This window comes from Halomonas nitroreducens, assembly GCF_003966155.1.
Lineage (GTDB): Bacteria > Pseudomonadota > Gammaproteobacteria > Pseudomonadales > Halomonadaceae > Halomonas > Halomonas nitroreducens.
In genome coordinates, this window is sequence record NZ_RXNS01000019.1 from 1 (window position 1) to 16,174 (window position 16,174).

Below are 16,174 nucleotides of genomic sequence, written 5' to 3' on the forward strand. Positions count from 1 at the left end.
CCGCGCTGGAGGAAGCGCTGATCTATCGGCTGGGAGCGCTGGGACGCGTTCAGCAACCGTTGGCACTGCGCTCCGACAACGGACTCGTTTTCAGCAGTCGCCACTACACGGGCACGGTGAAGGCCTATGGGCTCAGCCAGGAGTTCACGACACCGTATACACCGGAGCAGAACGGGCTCGTCGAGCGCTTCTTCCGTTCCTTGAAGGAGGAGTGCATCTGGCTCCATCGCTTTGAGTCGCTGGGCCAAGCCAGGGTGGTGATCGATCGCTGGATCCGGTACTACAACGAAGAGCGGCCCCATCAGTCTCTGGACTATGTGGCACCCCGAGCACACCCGGCATTAGCCGCGTAGGGTGTGCAGAAACCAGGGGGTCATTACAGGACGGCCACGACGTTATCTCACCAAGGTGTGATAAGGCGGTCTCAAGTTCCTCCTGCATCCAATGAAGCGGAGTATGAACCCCTGTGGGCCCACCCATCCAGCCCTCCAGTTCTGTTATAGGGGGCATGAAAGGAAAAGAGCTATCGGGGATATCGAACTTGATTTACTCGCTGGCCATGTCGCACTCCTTGGTGCCTTCAGTATAAGGCCTGGAGGTGTCTACGAAACCCGAGGCGATTCAGTTGGCGATGAGGTGGGAGGCATGAGTATGAGAGCTCGAGGCTTGCGAACGAATCTCAGGTGACCGAGGTATCGCTACCGATAACCAAGGGACAAAGAGAAAAACAGGCCATGTGCAAGAGCCAAGGCTTCGCTCTAGTGCGTCGTCTGAAACTGTGGCAGGCAGGGCCGATAAAAGTTATCCGGTCTTGGAAATATCTGAGATATCGTCCTCATAGGTTTCTTGAGTTCGACCGATATGCTTGTCGAGCAATAGCTTCAGGGTATCAAGATCTCTCCTGAAGACGGCATCGACGATCTCGCCATGTTCCTTTAATGACATGCGTGTATGGTTGGGCTTTGCGGAAAGATGTGTCCTTAGCGCCGCAATCTTTCCCACGTGCTGAGAATAAGACTCTTTCAGGTAGGCGTTGCCGCAGTGCTTAAAAAAGCACATATGAAACTCGGTATCCAGGTTCAAGTATTCGACGACTTTCCCTGAACCATGCGCCACCTGCATCTGGTCTTCAATGTGGCGTAAATCCTCAGCGAGACCTTCATGGTCATGCTCGATGGCCAGTTCCAAGGCATCGAACTCGATGGCACGGCGGAACGTGCACATCTCCTGAACTTCCTGCGCACTGAGGGTGAAAACTCTGGCACCGGACTGTGGTACGATGGTTACCAGACCCTCGTGTTTGAGACGCGTCAAGGCTTCCCGCACGGGGGTCTTTGAAACATTCAGTTGCGATGAAATACCGCGCTCGGAGATCGATTCTCCAAGGGCGAGCTCACCGCTGACTATCATCTGCCTGATATGCTCGGTAACTAAGGTTCCAAGAGACGGAGGGCGGGCGAATTCAGACATTCGTGGTTCCATATCATTGAGAATACGGTTTTGAGATACATTTTACTAATCCAATAGCTCTTCTAAGTATAGCAGGGGTTGACAATCATAGTAAAGCTTTGCTTGGGCAGCATAGTGGTCAATAATGGTCAGTAAAGTGTTGCATTTTCTTTCAAATAATCTTCGTTTATTACAAATCCATGTCCGTTTTTTTGGGGGATAAGTACTTTCCCTTGGTGCTGCTCAATCGGTTGATGGACGAGTTCTGAGCGTAATGGATGTGCCGATGTATCGTATTCGAGGATGGGATCCGCATCGAGAAGAGTTGGATTCACCGTTGGCGTTGCCGCGATGGCGTGAAGTGAAGCATATTGTCCAATGGCGGTCCCCCATACATGAGGATTGACCTGAATGCCGTTGGCCAATGCCAGGGTGGTGATGTGCTGCAGTGCGGTCAGGCCTCCTGCCATCGCGACATCCGGCTGAGCGATATCTATACAACGAGTGTTCAGCAACTCCCGGAACCCGTACATGGTGAATTCAGCCTCGCCTGCTGCCAGGGGGATGAGGGTTTTCTGTTGCAGGAGACGGAAACCCTCCTTGTCCTCGGGGTTGACCGGCTCCTCGAGCCAGCGTAGTTCGAAAGGCCTGAGGCCTTCCGCCAGGCGGGCCGCTTCACTGACGGTGTAGGCGTGGTTCACATCCACCATTAGCTCGATATCGTTACCGATTGCATCACGGATATCCGTCATGACCTGGATGTCATTCTCGATACCGAAACCCAGCTTGATCTTCATCTTCAGGAATCCTGCATCGACATGGCGCTTCGCCTCGTCGACAAGCGCTTGTGTATCTTGGTCGAGGCTGGATCTGAAGAAGCCCGTCGCGTAGGCGTCGATGTGATTGCGGAAGGCGCCACCGAGAAGGGTGTAAGTAGGCTGCACGGCATATTTGCCTTTGAGATCCCACAGTGCTATGTCGATGGCGCTGATTCCGGCGATCACCACGCCCTTCCTGCCGTAGTCGCGCGTGTGGTTATAGAGTGTATGCCACAGCACCTCTGTCTCGCTGACATGACGACCAATGACCAGTGGTTTGAGCACATGCTTGATGACGGATGCGGCGAGCTCAGGTTCGAGCAGGCCCGCACATAGCGCCTCACCCCAGCCACTGGCACCATCCCTGGTCACCACTTGGACGATGGTTGCCGACCTCCTCTGGACCCACTGTTGTGAAAAGGCAAAGGGCTGAGGCAACTCTGATGACATGGTGTAAACGTGGATATCTTGAATGATCACTTGGAGTATCCTCTTGAATCGTTGCCTGCAGGAGGGAAGGGGGGTGCTGGCACCTGTGTAGCTCTCCGTTCATAGGAATGCCGGTGACCTGATCAGGGCATATGGTCCTGGCTACCGATCCAGCGCAGATCGATAGGCGGCCACGAATCGCTGTGCACGCTCGGCTACCTGGCTTGCACTGGTGCGTGGCGAGTAGAGGTTGGAGCCCAATCCGAAACCGCTTGCGCCTACCTCTAAATATACATTCATCTGCTCGTTCGTTATTCCGCCGACCGGAAGAAGAGGAATCTCTGGGGGCAGCACGGTGCTGGCGGCCTTCACGACAGCCGGCGGCATGGCATCGGCAGGGAACAGCTTGAGGAAGTCGGCGCCTGCCTCAATCGCCATGAAGGCTTCGGACACTGTGGCCACACCTGGCCCGTAGGTGAGGCCGGCATCCCTGGCTGCGCGAGCGACCGCCAGATCGATGTTGGGTGCTACGATCAACCGGCCGCCGGCATTGGACACTGCCTCGACATCACCACCGGTCAAAACGGTCCCCGCGCCGACCAGGGCTTGGTCAGAGAACGCCTGAGACAGTCTGCTGATGCTTTCCAGGGGGGAAGGTGAGTTCAGTGGCACTTCTATCAGGGTGAATCCCTGGTCGATCAGCGCATGGGCAACATCGAGTGCTTCATCTGGCCTGATGCCCCGCAGGATCGCCACCAGCGGACAACGGTGGAAGGCTTCTTGCCAAGTGATCATGGTACTAACTCCGCAGATCGTGCGATGGCCAGTTGACCGCGTTGAGAAAGGCCTGGTGTCGCGATGGTGGATGGAATACCGAAGAACTCGGCGGCTTTCTGGTAGCGAAGTGACAGATCTTGCCTGCCGATGATGGTGAGCGAAGGTGGAGATCCATCGACGCGAAGGCTGCTCAGGAATTCCTCTCCGATCAGGACCCCTGAAAGATAGTCGGCAGTGGCCTCTTTCGTTATGTTACCGAACAGTGAAAGCGTTCGCGTAGTGAAAATGTTGCTGAGCAGAGAGCCAGGGCGCTTCTTCACGGCCGTCAGCCCCCTGAGGAATGCATCCTCACAGAAAGGCGTCGTTTCCTCTCCAAAGGCAAGGATCGAGTGCTTTCCGAGGAGTGAATACACCTCGCCCGTCATGTGAGTAACGAACTGAGTGATCCTGCCGTCTTCGACACGGAGCCATTTGTTGTGTGTCCCGGGTAGTAGAAAGATACCGGATTCGAGTCCATGGGCAGTCAGATACCCTATCAGCTCCGTTTCCTCGCCGCGGATCACATCAGGCCTTTCCCCATTGGGATCCTGGCTGCAGCCGGTAATGAAGTGTATCGTGCGTCCGTCCTGAGTTCTGTGCTTCACCATCTCGCCCGCCAGTTCTTTGATGCCCAGCGGCAACGAGGCATAGGGGGTCTCGAGCCAGCCATTCCGGCTCGTGATCATGCCAGAGGCGATGATAGGGGTGTCGGGAAAGTCGCACATCCAGTCGTCGATGGCTTCCTTGAGAAAGCCTTCGAAATCTCGGTTCTGGATCGCGAGGATCCCCGAGGGATCCTCGCGACTTTCAAGCGTTCCACCATCTGCATCAATCAGGCTTGCACGAAACGATGAGGTTCCCCAGTCAATGCCGATCAGAGTGGGTGTTGTCATGGGTCAGATCCGTCCAAACTCTGCAAGCAAGTCTTCAACAGTCTTGCCCTTTTGCACCCACTCCCGAGTGGCTTCCTCTCGCTGCGCCTGCTCCAGTGCGAGTTCGACGATTTCCTCGGCCTTGGCAATCGGGACAACCGTGACCCCCATCACATCTGCGATGATGAAATCACCAGGGTTGACCGGCACACCCCCACATGCAATCGGGACGTTGATAGACAGTTCGTCCTTGCGCTGCGAGAACATGGTGTGGGTTCCGCGCGGGGTGATGGCGCGCGTCCAGATTGGCCACTGAATGTCCAACAGCTCATCGGTATCACGACCGGCGCCGTCAACGACCATCCCCCGGATGCCGCGGTTTTGAGCCAGTGCCCCCATCAGGCCACCGCATACCGAAGTGTTGGGATCGCCGCCAGCGTCGACGACGATGATGTCGCCTTTCTGACCCATTTCCAGGGCCTTCAATGGATCTACCAGATCACCTTTCGAAAGTTGGACGGTGATGGCCTGACCACAGGTCTTAGCCCGGAATGCGGGCTTGATGCCACTGTCCATCACACCCGTGCGGTACTGGGAATCAGCAAACACCGCCGAGGCTGAATAGTAAGTAAGTACCTGGTCGAACTTTTCGAGCAGGTCGGGGCGACGAGAAAAGTCATTGAATTCCTGAAGCATGATGAGACTCCTATTGGTATGAGTGGTTGGAGATATTGTTAACCTGGTACAGCGGTGCCTGTTGCGACAGTACCCTCGCTACCTCCTGAGCGGCGATGGTACGGGCTGCCCGGATCGACTGCTCCGAGTAATAGGCCGCATGGGGGGTCACGATGACGTTGGGGAGCGAAAAAAGAGGATTGTCCACGGGCGACCAGTTCTTCCGCTTCGCTGGTTCCTCTTCCGGATCATCCAGGCTCGCACCCGCAATCCAGCCTTCACTGAGCGCCTTGTACAGCGCCTTGTTGTCGATGGTAGGACCCCGCCCCGTGCAAACGACGAAGGTGTTACGCTTCATGACACGAAACTCGTCTTCGCCGAGGAAGTGATGGGTGTCGGGTGTCATGGGAACCTGCATCATCACCACATCGGAGCGCTCCAGAAGTTCGGCCTTGCTGACCTTGCATGCGTCATGGGCCCGGATATCTTCGCTCTCGAGGTAGGGGTCGAATACCACGACGTCGACACCAAAGGCCTGGGCACGTCGTGCGATGGCCTGACCGATCATGCCGAAGGACACGATGCCCATCGTCTGCCCCCTCAGGCGATACAGCGGTGAGGCAGACTGCCAGTGCCATACGCCCTCATGGGTTGCCCTGTCGTAGGGGAAGAGCCCGCGTGCCTGGGCAAGCCACAGGCTGATCGCATGATCGGCGACCTCCTCGGTGCAGTAGTTCCGCACATTGGTCACCAGGATGTCCTTTTCCGTGGCCGCGGCGACGTCGACGATGTCGGTCCCCACGCCATACCTGGCGATGACCCGGCATTGCTCCATGGCCGAGATGGTCTTTGCGCCAATGTAGGCATACTGATTGATCATGGCCGCACAGTCGCGGGCGTGTTCCAGCAGTTCCTCCTCGGATTTGGCCTGCGGGGTCACGACTTCAGCGCCGGCAGCCTCGAGGATGCCTCTCTCGATGTCGACGTCATCGAAGTCGTAGTCGGTGATGACTACCTTGGGTTTAGCTGTCATGCCGTCTGCTGCCTCTTTTTATCGCCATGTGCTGATGGATGATCTAACTGGTACACCAGGCACCAGATGGGCTGAGATTAGTTAGGTGTTTGATGGCTTGTCAAGTCGCCGCTGGATTGCCCAGGAAGCGATCCCGGCGCCCAGGATCGGCGTGGCAAACCGGCAGGGGGTAACGGTGACGGGCGAGGTTCCAGTCAGTCCAAATGGAAACTTTAGTTAGTAAATACAAGATAATGTTTCAATATCAATAGGATGGTGTGAGGGGGAGAGAATCGGCGCTGAAAGTGATCTGCGCAACGGTCATTATCCATTGGTCTAAGGCAGGGCTGTCGTGGGGCGTGTCGCCTTGACAAGGGTTAGGTGCTCGGCCAGATTGACCATGAAATCTGGAATACCAGTTGTTGAGTCCAGACATAATAACAGTGAACATACGGAGCGAAATACGATGAACAGCAAATGGTTACTCGTTGGACTGCTTGCCGGAACCTTGCCCGTCCAGGCGGCAACGGTCGTCAAGCTCGGCCACGGGGCGAATGAGAACTTCCATATGTCCCGTGCCATGCAGGAGTTCGAGCGACTGGTTGAAGAGCGGTCGAACGGCGAGATCGAGGTGCAGATCTATCCCTCCTCGCAAATGGGACCCGACCGGGAGATGATCGAGAGCGTCCAGACCGGCATTCTCGAAATGGCGGTGTCGCCTTCCTCAATTTACGAGAACTGGGATCCTGCGTTCGGAATCGTAGAGTTGGCGTATATCTATCCGAACAAGGCAACGGCGCTTAAGGTGCTGGATGGGCCAGAAGGGCAGGCCCTGCTTGACAGACTCGAAGCTCTCAACCTTGTCGGTCTGGGCTGGGTGGAAAGCGGCATGCGCCACATCACCAACAGCGTCCGGCCGATCTCGACACCCGACGATCTGGAAGGGATCAAGCTGCGCACCATGAAGGTGCCTGCACATGTCGATACCTTCGATGCACTCGGGGCCAATCCTACACCCATGAACTTCGGTGAGGTCTATTCAGCCCTTCAGCAGGGGGTGATCGATGGCCAGGAGAACCCCCTCTCGCTGATCGATACCCAACGCTTCTATGAGGTTCAGGACCACCTGACTCTCTCCGGGCATGTGTTCACCGCCTACATTCCTGCCATTTCCAAGCCCTTCTATGAATCTCTCCCCGAAGCGCACCAGGAAATCCTACAGACCGCAATGGACGATGCCGTGCAGTATGACCGGCAGCTCGTGGATGAGCAGGAACAGGAGCACCTAAAGGTCATCAAAGATACGGGTGTCGAAGTGACAACGCTGACGGATGAGCAATATGAAGCCTTCGCCGAGAAGGCTGAGGATGTCAACCTCGAATATCGAGATCGAATTGGTGCTGACGTGTTCGACGCGTGGATGGCTTCCATCGAAGCGCAGTCCGACCAATAGGCGTTTGGTGAGATGCGTCGTGGAAATATCCTCTGCGACGCTTCTCATCTCAAATCCAACTGGAGCTGATTAATGATGGTCATGCGATGGCTGGACCGTTACCTAGAAGAAACCTTGTCGGTCGTCTTGCTGGCCACGATCGTCTTTCTCGTGTGTGCGAACGTTGCGGCTCGTCATGTATTTGAAGCATCCCTCCCCTGGGGTGAAGAGTTGATCGGTTGGGTGTTCATCTGGTTTATCTGGGTCGCAGTAAGTTATGTTTTTCGCCTTGATCAGCATATCGAAATCACACTGCTAAGAGATCTCTTTCCGCTGTTCTGGAGTCGTGTTCTTCATTTGGTGGTTAGACTCATGGTGGTGGTTTTTCTTCTGGCCGTGAGTGTCTATTGTATTGATCTTATTATGAATCCTATGGTGAGAAATCAGGTCTCTGTCGTCCTGCAGATGCCTATTCCGGTCTATTATGCCTCTGCTCCCTTTGGCGCTCTCCTGGCATCTATTCGAATACTGCAGAATTGTTGGCGGTCTGTGCATACGCCCGACAGCAATGTTTCGGGAGGCACATCATGATTGCTGTAACCTTAATCGGTCTCTTGTTTCTATTTATTGCTCTGAGCATGCCGATCGCCATGGCCATGGGGCTTGCGACCCTGGTGACCATGCTGTTTGTAGATGGTGCGCCGCCGGTGGCGCTGTTGGCTCGCTCGCTAGTAACCGCGGCGGATTCCTTCCCGCTGATAGCGGTACCCCTGTTCATATTGGCCGGAGACCTGATGCAGGTCGGAGGCATTTCAAGGCGTATCGTCGAATTTGCCTTTTCACTCGTGGGGCATGTCAAGGGTGGTCTCGCTTACGTCAATGTGCTGGCATGCTGTTTCTTCGCGGCCATATCCGGGTCATCGCCGGCGACCGTGGCAGCCATTGGTTCCAACTTGATTCCCGAGATGGAGAAGGTGGGCTACCCCCGCGCGTTTTCCTCTTCACTGACGGCAGCGGGAGGGATGGTCGGTGTGATGATTCCCCCGTCTATCCCTTTCATCATCTACGGCGTGACGGCGGAAGTCTCAATTGGAAAACTTTTTATGGCGGGAATAGTGCCGGGCGTACTGTTTGCCATTGCGTACATGGCTACCGCTAGATTGCTACTTCGCAGAAATGCCAAGTTGAAAGAAGAGAAGAAATCGTTCTCCTATCAAGAAGTGGGGCGCAGTTTTGGTAGCTCCATCTGGGCTCTGCTTGTTCCTGTAATTATTCTTGGCGGTATCTACGGTGGCATCTTCACCCCGACCGAGGCGGGTGGCGTCGCAGTCTTCTATGCCATCCTCGTGGGCGTGTTCGTCTATCGGGATATACGTCTTGCAGACCTGCCTCAGATCTTCGCGCACAGCTCAAGGACCAGCGGCCAGATATTGATTCTGGTGGTGATGGCCGGGGGGTTTGGTCGGCTATTGACCATCGCCCAGGTACCCAACGACCTGGCAGCCGCGATATCCGGCATATCCAATGATCCCCTGGTGGTGCTGCTGTTGATCAATCTTCTCTTGATCGTCATCGGCATGTTCATGGAAACGATTGCCTCGATCATCATCCTAACACCGTTGCTGCTTCCGGTTGCCATGGCGGTGGGGGTCGATCCTGTTCACTTCGGGGTGGTCATGACGGTCAATCTCGCCATCGGGTTCTGTACGCCACCGCTTGGCGTGAACCTCTTCGTGGCCTCTTCAGTGTCCGGTGTCAAGATACTTCAGCTATCTCGAGCGATCATTCCCTACTTTGTCGCCATGCTGGTGCTGCTTGCGGCGATTACCTATATACCGGAAACCTCGATGTTTCTTCCAGGCTTGAAATAAGGGTGAATAAGTATTCTGGGCTTCTGATAGGAGGTATGGAATATGATTAATGTATAATATTCTGTTTCAAGCCCACTGCCATATTCGGTCAATTGTAGGCGACTATATCTATAAAAAGAGGAAGGTGATATGGAAAACGCGGACTTTGAGTCGAGTTTCGTTAAGGCGTCAATGTCACGACGTGGCCTTGTGAAATGCCTTAGCTTCTCACTAGGGATTGCATCGATAGCTCCAGCAGTTTTTTTAAAAAAAGCAAATGCCACTCAAGCTATTGGAAAACCATCTATGGCTAGATTTGTCTATGTGGGCACTTATTCAGCTCCTAACTTTGCGCCTGGAGGAAAGGTTCCAAGCACCGCAGAGGGTATTTATGTTTACAAAATGGAGCAAGACGGAAGTCTTTCACTCATGCAAGTTATGCCTGCAGAAAATCCATCATTTCTAGAAATAGACCAAAGTAAGAGCTGCCTTTATGCCGTTAACGAGCTTGGTCAAGACAGCGCTGGAAAGCCCATGGGGCGAGTGAGCTCGTACAAGATAGACCAGAAAAGTGGAGAGCTCACGTTTATTAACACTGAGCCGACAAATGGTTCTTGGCCATGTCATCTCGCGTTGCATCCGTCTGGGAAATTCCTGTTTGCGGCTAACTACGGTTCTGGAAGCTTTCCTGTCTACCCCATTCTTGAAGATGGAAGCATAGGTAAAGTGACTGATATTTTTCAAAGTGCTGGCAACGGATTAGGAGCTGATGAGTCCAGGCAAGGTGGTCCCCATGCTCACATGGTATTAACCAATCCAGGGGGGGAGCATGTGTATGGAGTCGATTTGGGGGCTGATAAGGTCCTCGCATTAGATTTCGACGAGTCCACGGGTCAGCTTTCACCAAATAGCGTTCCATATTTGACTACAGCAAGTGGTAGTGGGCCACGGCACATGGTCTTCCATCCAAATGATCAACTTGCCTACGTTCTCAATGAGCTATCTTCGTCTATCGATGTTTTTGAGTTTAACTCTGAGCGTGGCTCCTTTACGTGGGTTCAGACTGAATCTACTCTTCCCGTGAATTCACAGTTTGGACGACCAGATTTCGATCCTGAAAATCCTGGTAAAGTTCCTGAAGGAAGCAATACTACGGCTGAAATTAGAATTCACCCATCTGGTAAATGGCTTTATGCTACCAATAGAGGTATGAATGCCATTGTGGTATTTAAGGTTAATTTAATGACAGGGGGAATTTCCGCAATTGAATGGAAGGATACTCTTGGGGAGATTCCTCGAGGTATGAACATTGACCCTGAAGGTGATTATCTCTATGTGGGAAATCAAAATTCTGACTTGATATCGGTGTTTGGGATTGATCAAAGTACAGGAGGTCTGACAGAGTCTTTACATGAGATAAACAGTCCAGTGCCTGTGGATTTCGCCTTTGGTCCAATTATCACATAAAAGATAACGTTCCGACCTTCGGCTTGGTATTGAGTTGGTGTTTTTAGAGTCTCTTGCTTGTGATTGTTATATCCCGGAAATCTCGGTGTTCCTTCCTGGTTTAAAATGAGACGAGCGTATATGAGATGTTCGGTTAAGTAATATTTTCATAGGAGATGTGAGATGGCTCAGTTGGACGATGATCAAAAGCGGATGCCATATCAGTATGCACACCCTGTCGACGCTGGACATGAAATTGTTGTGCCAAATGCCATACCCGAGGATGAACGAATCTGGGTGCCTCAGGGGGAGAACGTACACTTTCGTCCGTTATGCCTGAACGCCTCCCAAGGCTACTGGGTGAACCTTCTGAGGGTGAGAAAGTCGGGCGTACTCAGCCGTCATCGGCATCCCAATCCTGTGCACGGAATCGTCTTGAAAGGCAGGTGGCGATATCTGGAGCATGATTGGCTAGCAGAAGAGGGGAGTTATGTCTATGAACCGCCCGGGGAGACCCACACCTTGGTAGTGGACGACGATGTAGAGGAGATGATCACCATGTTCCAGGTCAATGGAGTTATGTACTACGTCGACCCCTGGGGAAAGCACATGGGCTTCGAGGACGTCTTCACCAAGATCGAAATGTGTAGAAAGCATTATGAAGCATGTGGTCTGGGAGCGGATTTCGTTGACCAGTTCATTCGATAATGTTTTCGGCACTCACCCGCCGCAATGATCGATGCGGCACCAAGTAAGTAATAATCACAAAGAGAGGAAAGACGGATGATAATGTACAAAAAAAAGATCGCTGTTTCTGTTGGTATCGTCGCGCTTGCTCTGGGCAACGTAGCCCTGGCTGACTATCCAGAACGTCCGATCGAGTTGATCGTGCCATGGTCAGCCGGTGGAGGGACCGACGCGGTTTCACGTCAGCTGGCGGAAGGCCTGAAAGAGGAGCTCGGTCAACCTGTCAACGTGGTCAATCGAACGGGGGGCGGTGGTATCGTCGGCCATACCCTGATTGGCAGTGCCCAGCCGGACGGTTACACCATCGGCATGATCACCGGTGAATTGGGGACCTATGAAAACATGGGCCTCGCCGACGTGAGTCATGAAGACGTCACGCCGGTGGCGCTGATCAATTTCGACCCTGCCTCCTTTACCGTCAGCGCTGACTCGGCGTGGGAGGATCTGGATGATGCCCTGGGAGATATCCAGGCCAACGCCGGTACCTATACCGCCTCGGGCACGGGACCCGGTGCCCCCTATCATCTGGCGTTTAGCGGCTTCCTCGATCAACAGGGCATCGATCCTGCCAGCGTGACGCTGGTTCCCAGTGAGGGGGCCGCTCCTGCCCTGCAGGAAGTCGCAGGCGGCGGCATCGATATCGTCTACTCCTCGTTGCCGGAAACCGAAGCCATGCGCAGCTCGGGGCGTGTACGCACTTTGGCGGTTTTCGCCGACGAGCGGATAGAGGCCTTCCCGGATGTGCCTACCGCCAAGGAAGTCACCGGTGATTCCTGGAGCGGAGGGACCTGGCGGGGGATCGCTGGGCCTGAAGGCTTGCCCGAGGATGTTGTGCAGACCCTGGCAGAGGCCACGCAGAGCGTCTACGACTCCGAGGAGTTCAAGGCCTTTATGGCAAACACTGGTTTCGGCACGGTGTGGCGGGGGCCGGAAGCCTTCGGTGAGTTCCTGATCGAGACAGATGCCACCAACGCTCCGCTCATCAACAAGCTCGGTCTGGCCCAGTAACCCCCTGCACCTGACCAGAGCTAGAGGTGGCAACATGCTTCTCAACCCTCTCTTGCTGGGTGGGCTAATGGCGCTTACGGGCGCCATTACCGCCTGGACCTCACGCAATTTTCCCACCATGCCAGGCCAAGACTACGGTGCGGGCACCTTTCCCATGCTGATTGGTATCATGCTGGCGGTGCTCGGGACACTGCTGGCCCTCAGGGGAATGCGTCAACGTGAACCGCTGTTTGCCTGGCACGGAGCGGTTTCCGCCTCGCGTGTCTGGCTATGCCTCGCGGCTGTCTGCGCGTCGGTGGCGATCTACGCCCTGGTCACGCCGATATTGGGCTTTGCTATCGTCGTCCCCGTGATTATCGCGCTACTAATCGCCTGGCTCAGCCAGGGCCGCTGGCTTCTTGCGGTGATGACCGCTTTGATCTCCTCCTTGTTGGTGTGGCTGATCTTTTCAGAACTGCTGCATGTGCCGCTGCCACTGGGCGTACTTGAAGAGGTCGTGTACTGATGACAACACTCCTGGAATCCCTCGGCATGGTGTTCCGAGGGGATGTGCTGCTGGTGATCCTGAGCGCTTCCCTTTTTGGCCTCTTCATCGGTGCGGTGCCTGGGCTGACGGCTACCATGGCCGTTGCGCTGCTGGTGCCGCTGACGTTTTTCATGGACCCGCTGCCCGCCGTCGCTGCTATTGTCTCGGCGTCCGCGATGGCGATCGTGGCCGGCGATATCCCCGGCGCCCTGTTGCGTATCCCCGGTACACCGGCTTCGGCTGCCTATTCAGAAGAGGCGTATCTGATGGGGCGAAAGGGTCGCCTTGGTCAGGCGCTGGGGCTCAATCTCGCTTGTTCCGCCATAGGCGGCGTGGTCGGGGTCATGATTCTAGCCCTCTGTGCTCCGATCATTGCGGAGTTCGCCATTCAGTTCACCAGCGATGAATACTTCTGGCTGTCGCTGCTGGGACTGTCTTGTGCGGTCATGGTCTCAGGCCCCGATCCGCTGAAAGGGGCGATTTCTATGCTCCTGGGACTTTTGATCGCCATGATCGGCATGGACTCGGTGTCCGGGCAGATCCGCTATACGTTCGGCATCACGGAGCTGCTCAGTGGCGTCTCCATCCTGCCCGTCATGATCGGCCTCTTTGCCGTGGCCGAACTGCTGCGTCGCCTGCCGGAGATCGGTCAGGTCTCGATGCCCGCCCCGCCCCAGGCCACGAATACGTTCAACGGCGTCGGGGGGGAGATGTGGCACAACAAGCGCAGCATAGCGCGTAGCGGTGTTCTGGGTACGCTGATTGGCGCACTGCCGGGAGCGGGTGCCGATATTGCTTCATGGATCAGCTATGCGCTGTCGCGTCGTCTCTCCCGTTCTCCTGAAAAATACGGTACCGGTCATGCCGAAGGGCTGGTATCGGCCAGTGCGGCCAACAATGCGTCGCTGTCCGGTACCTACATTCCCGCCCTGGTTTTCGGCATCCCAGGCGATACTATCACCGCAATCGTGATTGGCGTCCTGATGATGAAGGGGATTACGCCTGGACCGGACGTGTTCACCACGGACGCTACGTTGGTCAACGCGATCTTCATCGTGTTCCTGCTCGCGAACCTGCTGATCGTGCCACTGGGCTGGCTGGCGGTTCGCGGTGTTCGCCATATCCTGGCGGTTCCGCATTGCGTTCTTTATCCACTGATCCTGCTGTTCTGCATCGTCGGCGCCTATGCCGCCAATAATAGCCTGTTTGATATCTGGATCATGCTTTCCCTTGGCATTCTTGCCTATTTTCTCGCGGAGAATGACTTCCCGCTGGGTCCGATGATTCTGGCCGTAATTCTCGGGCCGGTTATCGAGGGAAACTTCATGCGCTCGATGATCAAGTCACAAGGTGATCTGTTGATGCTGTTCGATCGTCCCATCGCGGCGACACTAGGCGCCATAGCGCTTCTGGTGTGGGGAGCCATTCTGATCTCCACGTTCAGCGGGTCGCGGGAATCACCCTTATCACTACGTAAAAGGTTTACGAAAAAGACAAGGAATCAATCATTATGAAGACTGTCATCGTCATCGGAGGAAGTACGGGCATCGGCAGGGCCATTGGCACGGCATTTGCCGGCGAAGGTCACGACGTCCACGTGACCGGCATCGAGCCACTCGATGCCATGCCGGCTGATGGGGCAATCACCTGTCATCGACTCGATGTGCGTAGCGACAGCGAGGTCGTCGACTTTTTCGGTGGATTCTCGCGCGTCGATGTCCTGGTGAATTGTGCCGGTGTCATACAGCGAGGGGGGAAAGAGTTCATGCCTGAGGGTTTTGCGGCCGTCGTGGACATCAATCTCAACGGTTCTCAACGTTGCTGCCAGGCGGCCCATGACGCCCTGAAGGCAGCGGGTGGATGCGTCATCAATACCGCGTCCATGCTGTCCTTCTTCGGCAGTGGCGCGGCTCCCGCGTACTCGGCTTCCAAGGGAGGGGTTGCCCAGTTGACCCGCTCGCTGGCGATCGCCTGGGCAGGAGATGGCATTCGTGTTAATGCTCTGGCTCCCGGCTGGATCGCCACCGACCTGACCTCGGCGCTGACCCAGGACCAGGAACGTTCGGCGGAGCTTGTGGGGCGTACCCCCATGGGGCGCTGGGGGGAACCTGCGGACCTTGCAGGCCCGGCCCTGTTCCTTGCCTCGCCCCAGGCGCACTTCGTGACTGGCGTGGTGCTTCCGGTGGATGGCGGCTACTCGATCCGCTGACCGTCACTGACAGAGAGGGTATGCCCGTGTGTTCAAGCACGTCTGTGGACGATGTCGCCGCCCCTGCTGCGGATCTTCCGCGTTATGATTTCCGGCACAAGGTCGCCGTGGCGATGGGCGACGGGCGACGGGCGACGGGCGGCGGGCGCGGATTGGGTCGTGCCATCGTCACGCGCCTCGCGCGTGACGGCGCCACCGTCTGGGTGCTGGATGCCGAGCCCGACAAATCGCTGTCTCGTCATCTGACGGTCGATGTCACCCGGCCCGCGGCACTGCGCCGCTGCGCCAACACCATCCTGGCGGAGAGTGGCGGCATCGACATCCAGATTCACTGCGCCGGCATGGCTGGTCCGACGCAGCCTCTGGTGGACAGCGATCCTGACATCTGGCGACGGGTCGTCGACGTCAACCTTATGGGGACCTTCGAGGTCTGCCGCTGCTTCGTGCCCCTCCTGCTGGAGCGGCCGACCAGCTGGCTGGTGAACATGGCGTCGCTGGCCGGCAAGGAGGGGGCACCCAATGCATCGGCCTATAGCGCGGCCAAGGCCGGTGTGATGGCGTTGACCAAGTCGCTTGCCAGGGAGCATGCCCACACGGGGCTGCGCATCAACGCGCTGGCCCCGGCAGCCATCGATACCGAGCTGCTCGGGCAGATGAGCCCCGGGCACGTGCAGACCATGATCGACAAGTCTCCTCAGGGGCGACTGGGGCGGCCCGATGAAGTGGGCGAGCTGGTGGCCTGTATGGTGTCAGAGGCCTGCACCTTCAACTCCGGGGCCGTCTTCGACCTTTCCGGTGGCCGGGCGGTGTACTGACCCTCCCTGGCATGGTCCCACAGAAAGGGACTGCTTACGTCTCTTCGACATGTTGGAGTGATGGGCGGCC

The 16,174-nt window shown here is 55.9% G+C and carries 17 protein-coding genes; 11 read left to right on the forward strand and 6 right to left on the reverse strand.

Annotated features, from left to right (window positions below; translation table 11 throughout):
- On the forward strand, positions 1-353 hold a 353-nt coding region (locus EKG36_RS17040), incomplete at its 5' end, for an integrase core domain-containing protein (protein ID WP_148113488.1).
- Between the two features lie 448 nt (positions 354-801).
- Here the strand turns inward: EKG36_RS17040 and EKG36_RS17045 are convergent.
- From EKG36_RS17045 to EKG36_RS17070, 6 genes are all read right to left on the reverse strand, one after another.
- Entirely contained in the window at positions 802-1,470 is a 669-nt protein-coding gene (locus EKG36_RS17045) for a GntR family transcriptional regulator (RefSeq protein ID WP_126486296.1), read from the reverse strand.
- 128 nt (positions 1,471-1,598) lie between these two features.
- Positions 1,599-2,747 (reverse strand): mandelate racemase/muconate lactonizing enzyme family protein, encoded by a 1,149-nt coding sequence (locus EKG36_RS17050; protein ID WP_126486298.1) that lies wholly within the window; start codon positions 2,745-2,747, stop codon positions 1,599-1,601.
- Positions 2,748-2,858: 111 nt separating this feature from the next.
- Positions 2,859-3,491, reverse strand: a complete 633-nt coding sequence (locus tag EKG36_RS17055; protein WP_126486299.1) for a 2-dehydro-3-deoxy-6-phosphogalactonate aldolase — start codon at positions 3,489-3,491, stop codon at positions 2,859-2,861.
- Positions 3,488-4,405, reverse strand: a complete 918-nt coding sequence (locus tag EKG36_RS17060; protein ID WP_126486301.1) for a 2-dehydro-3-deoxygalactonokinase — start codon at positions 4,403-4,405, stop codon at positions 3,488-3,490. The genes EKG36_RS17055 and EKG36_RS17060 overlap by 4 nt, the downstream gene beginning before the upstream one ends.
- A 3-nt stretch (positions 4,406-4,408) precedes the next feature.
- Positions 4,409-5,080, reverse strand: coding sequence for an RraA family protein (locus tag EKG36_RS17065; RefSeq protein WP_126486303.1), 672 nt, complete (start codon positions 5,078-5,080; stop codon positions 4,409-4,411).
- Positions 5,081-5,090: 10 nt separating this feature from the next.
- Positions 5,091-6,092, reverse strand: a complete 1,002-nt coding sequence (locus EKG36_RS17070) for a C-terminal binding protein (protein ID WP_126486305.1) — start codon at positions 6,090-6,092, stop codon at positions 5,091-5,093.
- A gap of 445 nt (positions 6,093-6,537) precedes the next feature.
- Here EKG36_RS17070 and EKG36_RS17075 point away from each other — a divergent pair, with 445 nt between their 5' ends.
- From EKG36_RS17075 to EKG36_RS17120, 10 genes are all read left to right on the forward strand, one after another.
- Positions 6,538-7,524, forward strand: coding sequence for a TRAP transporter substrate-binding protein (locus tag EKG36_RS17075; protein ID WP_126486307.1), 987 nt, complete (start codon positions 6,538-6,540; stop codon positions 7,522-7,524).
- 72 nt (positions 7,525-7,596) lie between these two features.
- Complete coding sequence (locus EKG36_RS17080; protein ID WP_126486309.1) at positions 7,597-8,094, forward strand: TRAP transporter small permease; 498 nt, start codon at positions 7,597-7,599, stop codon at positions 8,092-8,094.
- Positions 8,091-9,374 carry a TRAP transporter large permease gene (locus EKG36_RS17085; protein WP_126486311.1) on the forward strand — a complete coding sequence of 428 codons (1,284 nt, stop codon included), beginning with the start codon at positions 8,091-8,093 and terminating at the stop codon, positions 9,372-9,374. The genes EKG36_RS17080 and EKG36_RS17085 overlap by 4 nt, the downstream gene beginning before the upstream one ends.
- Before the next feature lie 129 nt (positions 9,375-9,503).
- Positions 9,504-10,820: a lactonase family protein gene (locus EKG36_RS17090; RefSeq protein WP_126486313.1), complete on the forward strand. Its 1,317-nt coding sequence runs from the start codon at positions 9,504-9,506 to the stop codon at positions 10,818-10,820.
- Positions 10,821-10,982: 162 nt separating this feature from the next.
- On the forward strand, positions 10,983-11,507 hold the full coding sequence (locus EKG36_RS17095; protein ID WP_126486315.1) for a 2,4'-dihydroxyacetophenone dioxygenase family protein: 525 nt from the start codon (positions 10,983-10,985) through the stop codon (positions 11,505-11,507).
- 75 nt (positions 11,508-11,582) lie between these two features.
- A complete protein-coding gene (locus tag EKG36_RS17100; protein ID WP_126486318.1) occupies positions 11,583-12,554 on the forward strand; it encodes a Bug family tripartite tricarboxylate transporter substrate binding protein in 972 nt (323 codons plus the stop codon).
- 34 nt (positions 12,555-12,588) lie between these two features.
- Complete coding sequence (locus tag EKG36_RS17105) at positions 12,589-13,059, forward strand: tripartite tricarboxylate transporter TctB family protein (RefSeq protein WP_185827594.1); 471 nt, start codon at positions 12,589-12,591, stop codon at positions 13,057-13,059.
- Positions 13,059-14,594 (forward strand): tripartite tricarboxylate transporter permease, encoded by a 1,536-nt coding sequence (locus EKG36_RS17110; RefSeq protein WP_126486322.1) that lies wholly within the window; start codon positions 13,059-13,061, stop codon positions 14,592-14,594. Before EKG36_RS17105 ends, EKG36_RS17110 begins: the two co-directional genes overlap by 1 nt.
- Positions 14,591-15,289: an SDR family NAD(P)-dependent oxidoreductase gene (locus EKG36_RS17115; protein ID WP_126486324.1), complete on the forward strand. Its 699-nt coding sequence runs from the start codon at positions 14,591-14,593 to the stop codon at positions 15,287-15,289. The genes EKG36_RS17110 and EKG36_RS17115 overlap by 4 nt, the downstream gene beginning before the upstream one ends.
- 44 nt (positions 15,290-15,333) lie before the next feature.
- The gene (locus EKG36_RS17120; protein ID WP_221766112.1) at positions 15,334-16,104 is read left to right on the forward strand and encodes an SDR family NAD(P)-dependent oxidoreductase; all 771 of its coding nucleotides are present in this window, start codon (positions 15,334-15,336) and stop codon (positions 16,102-16,104) included.
- Positions 16,105-16,174 lie beyond the last annotated feature (70 nt).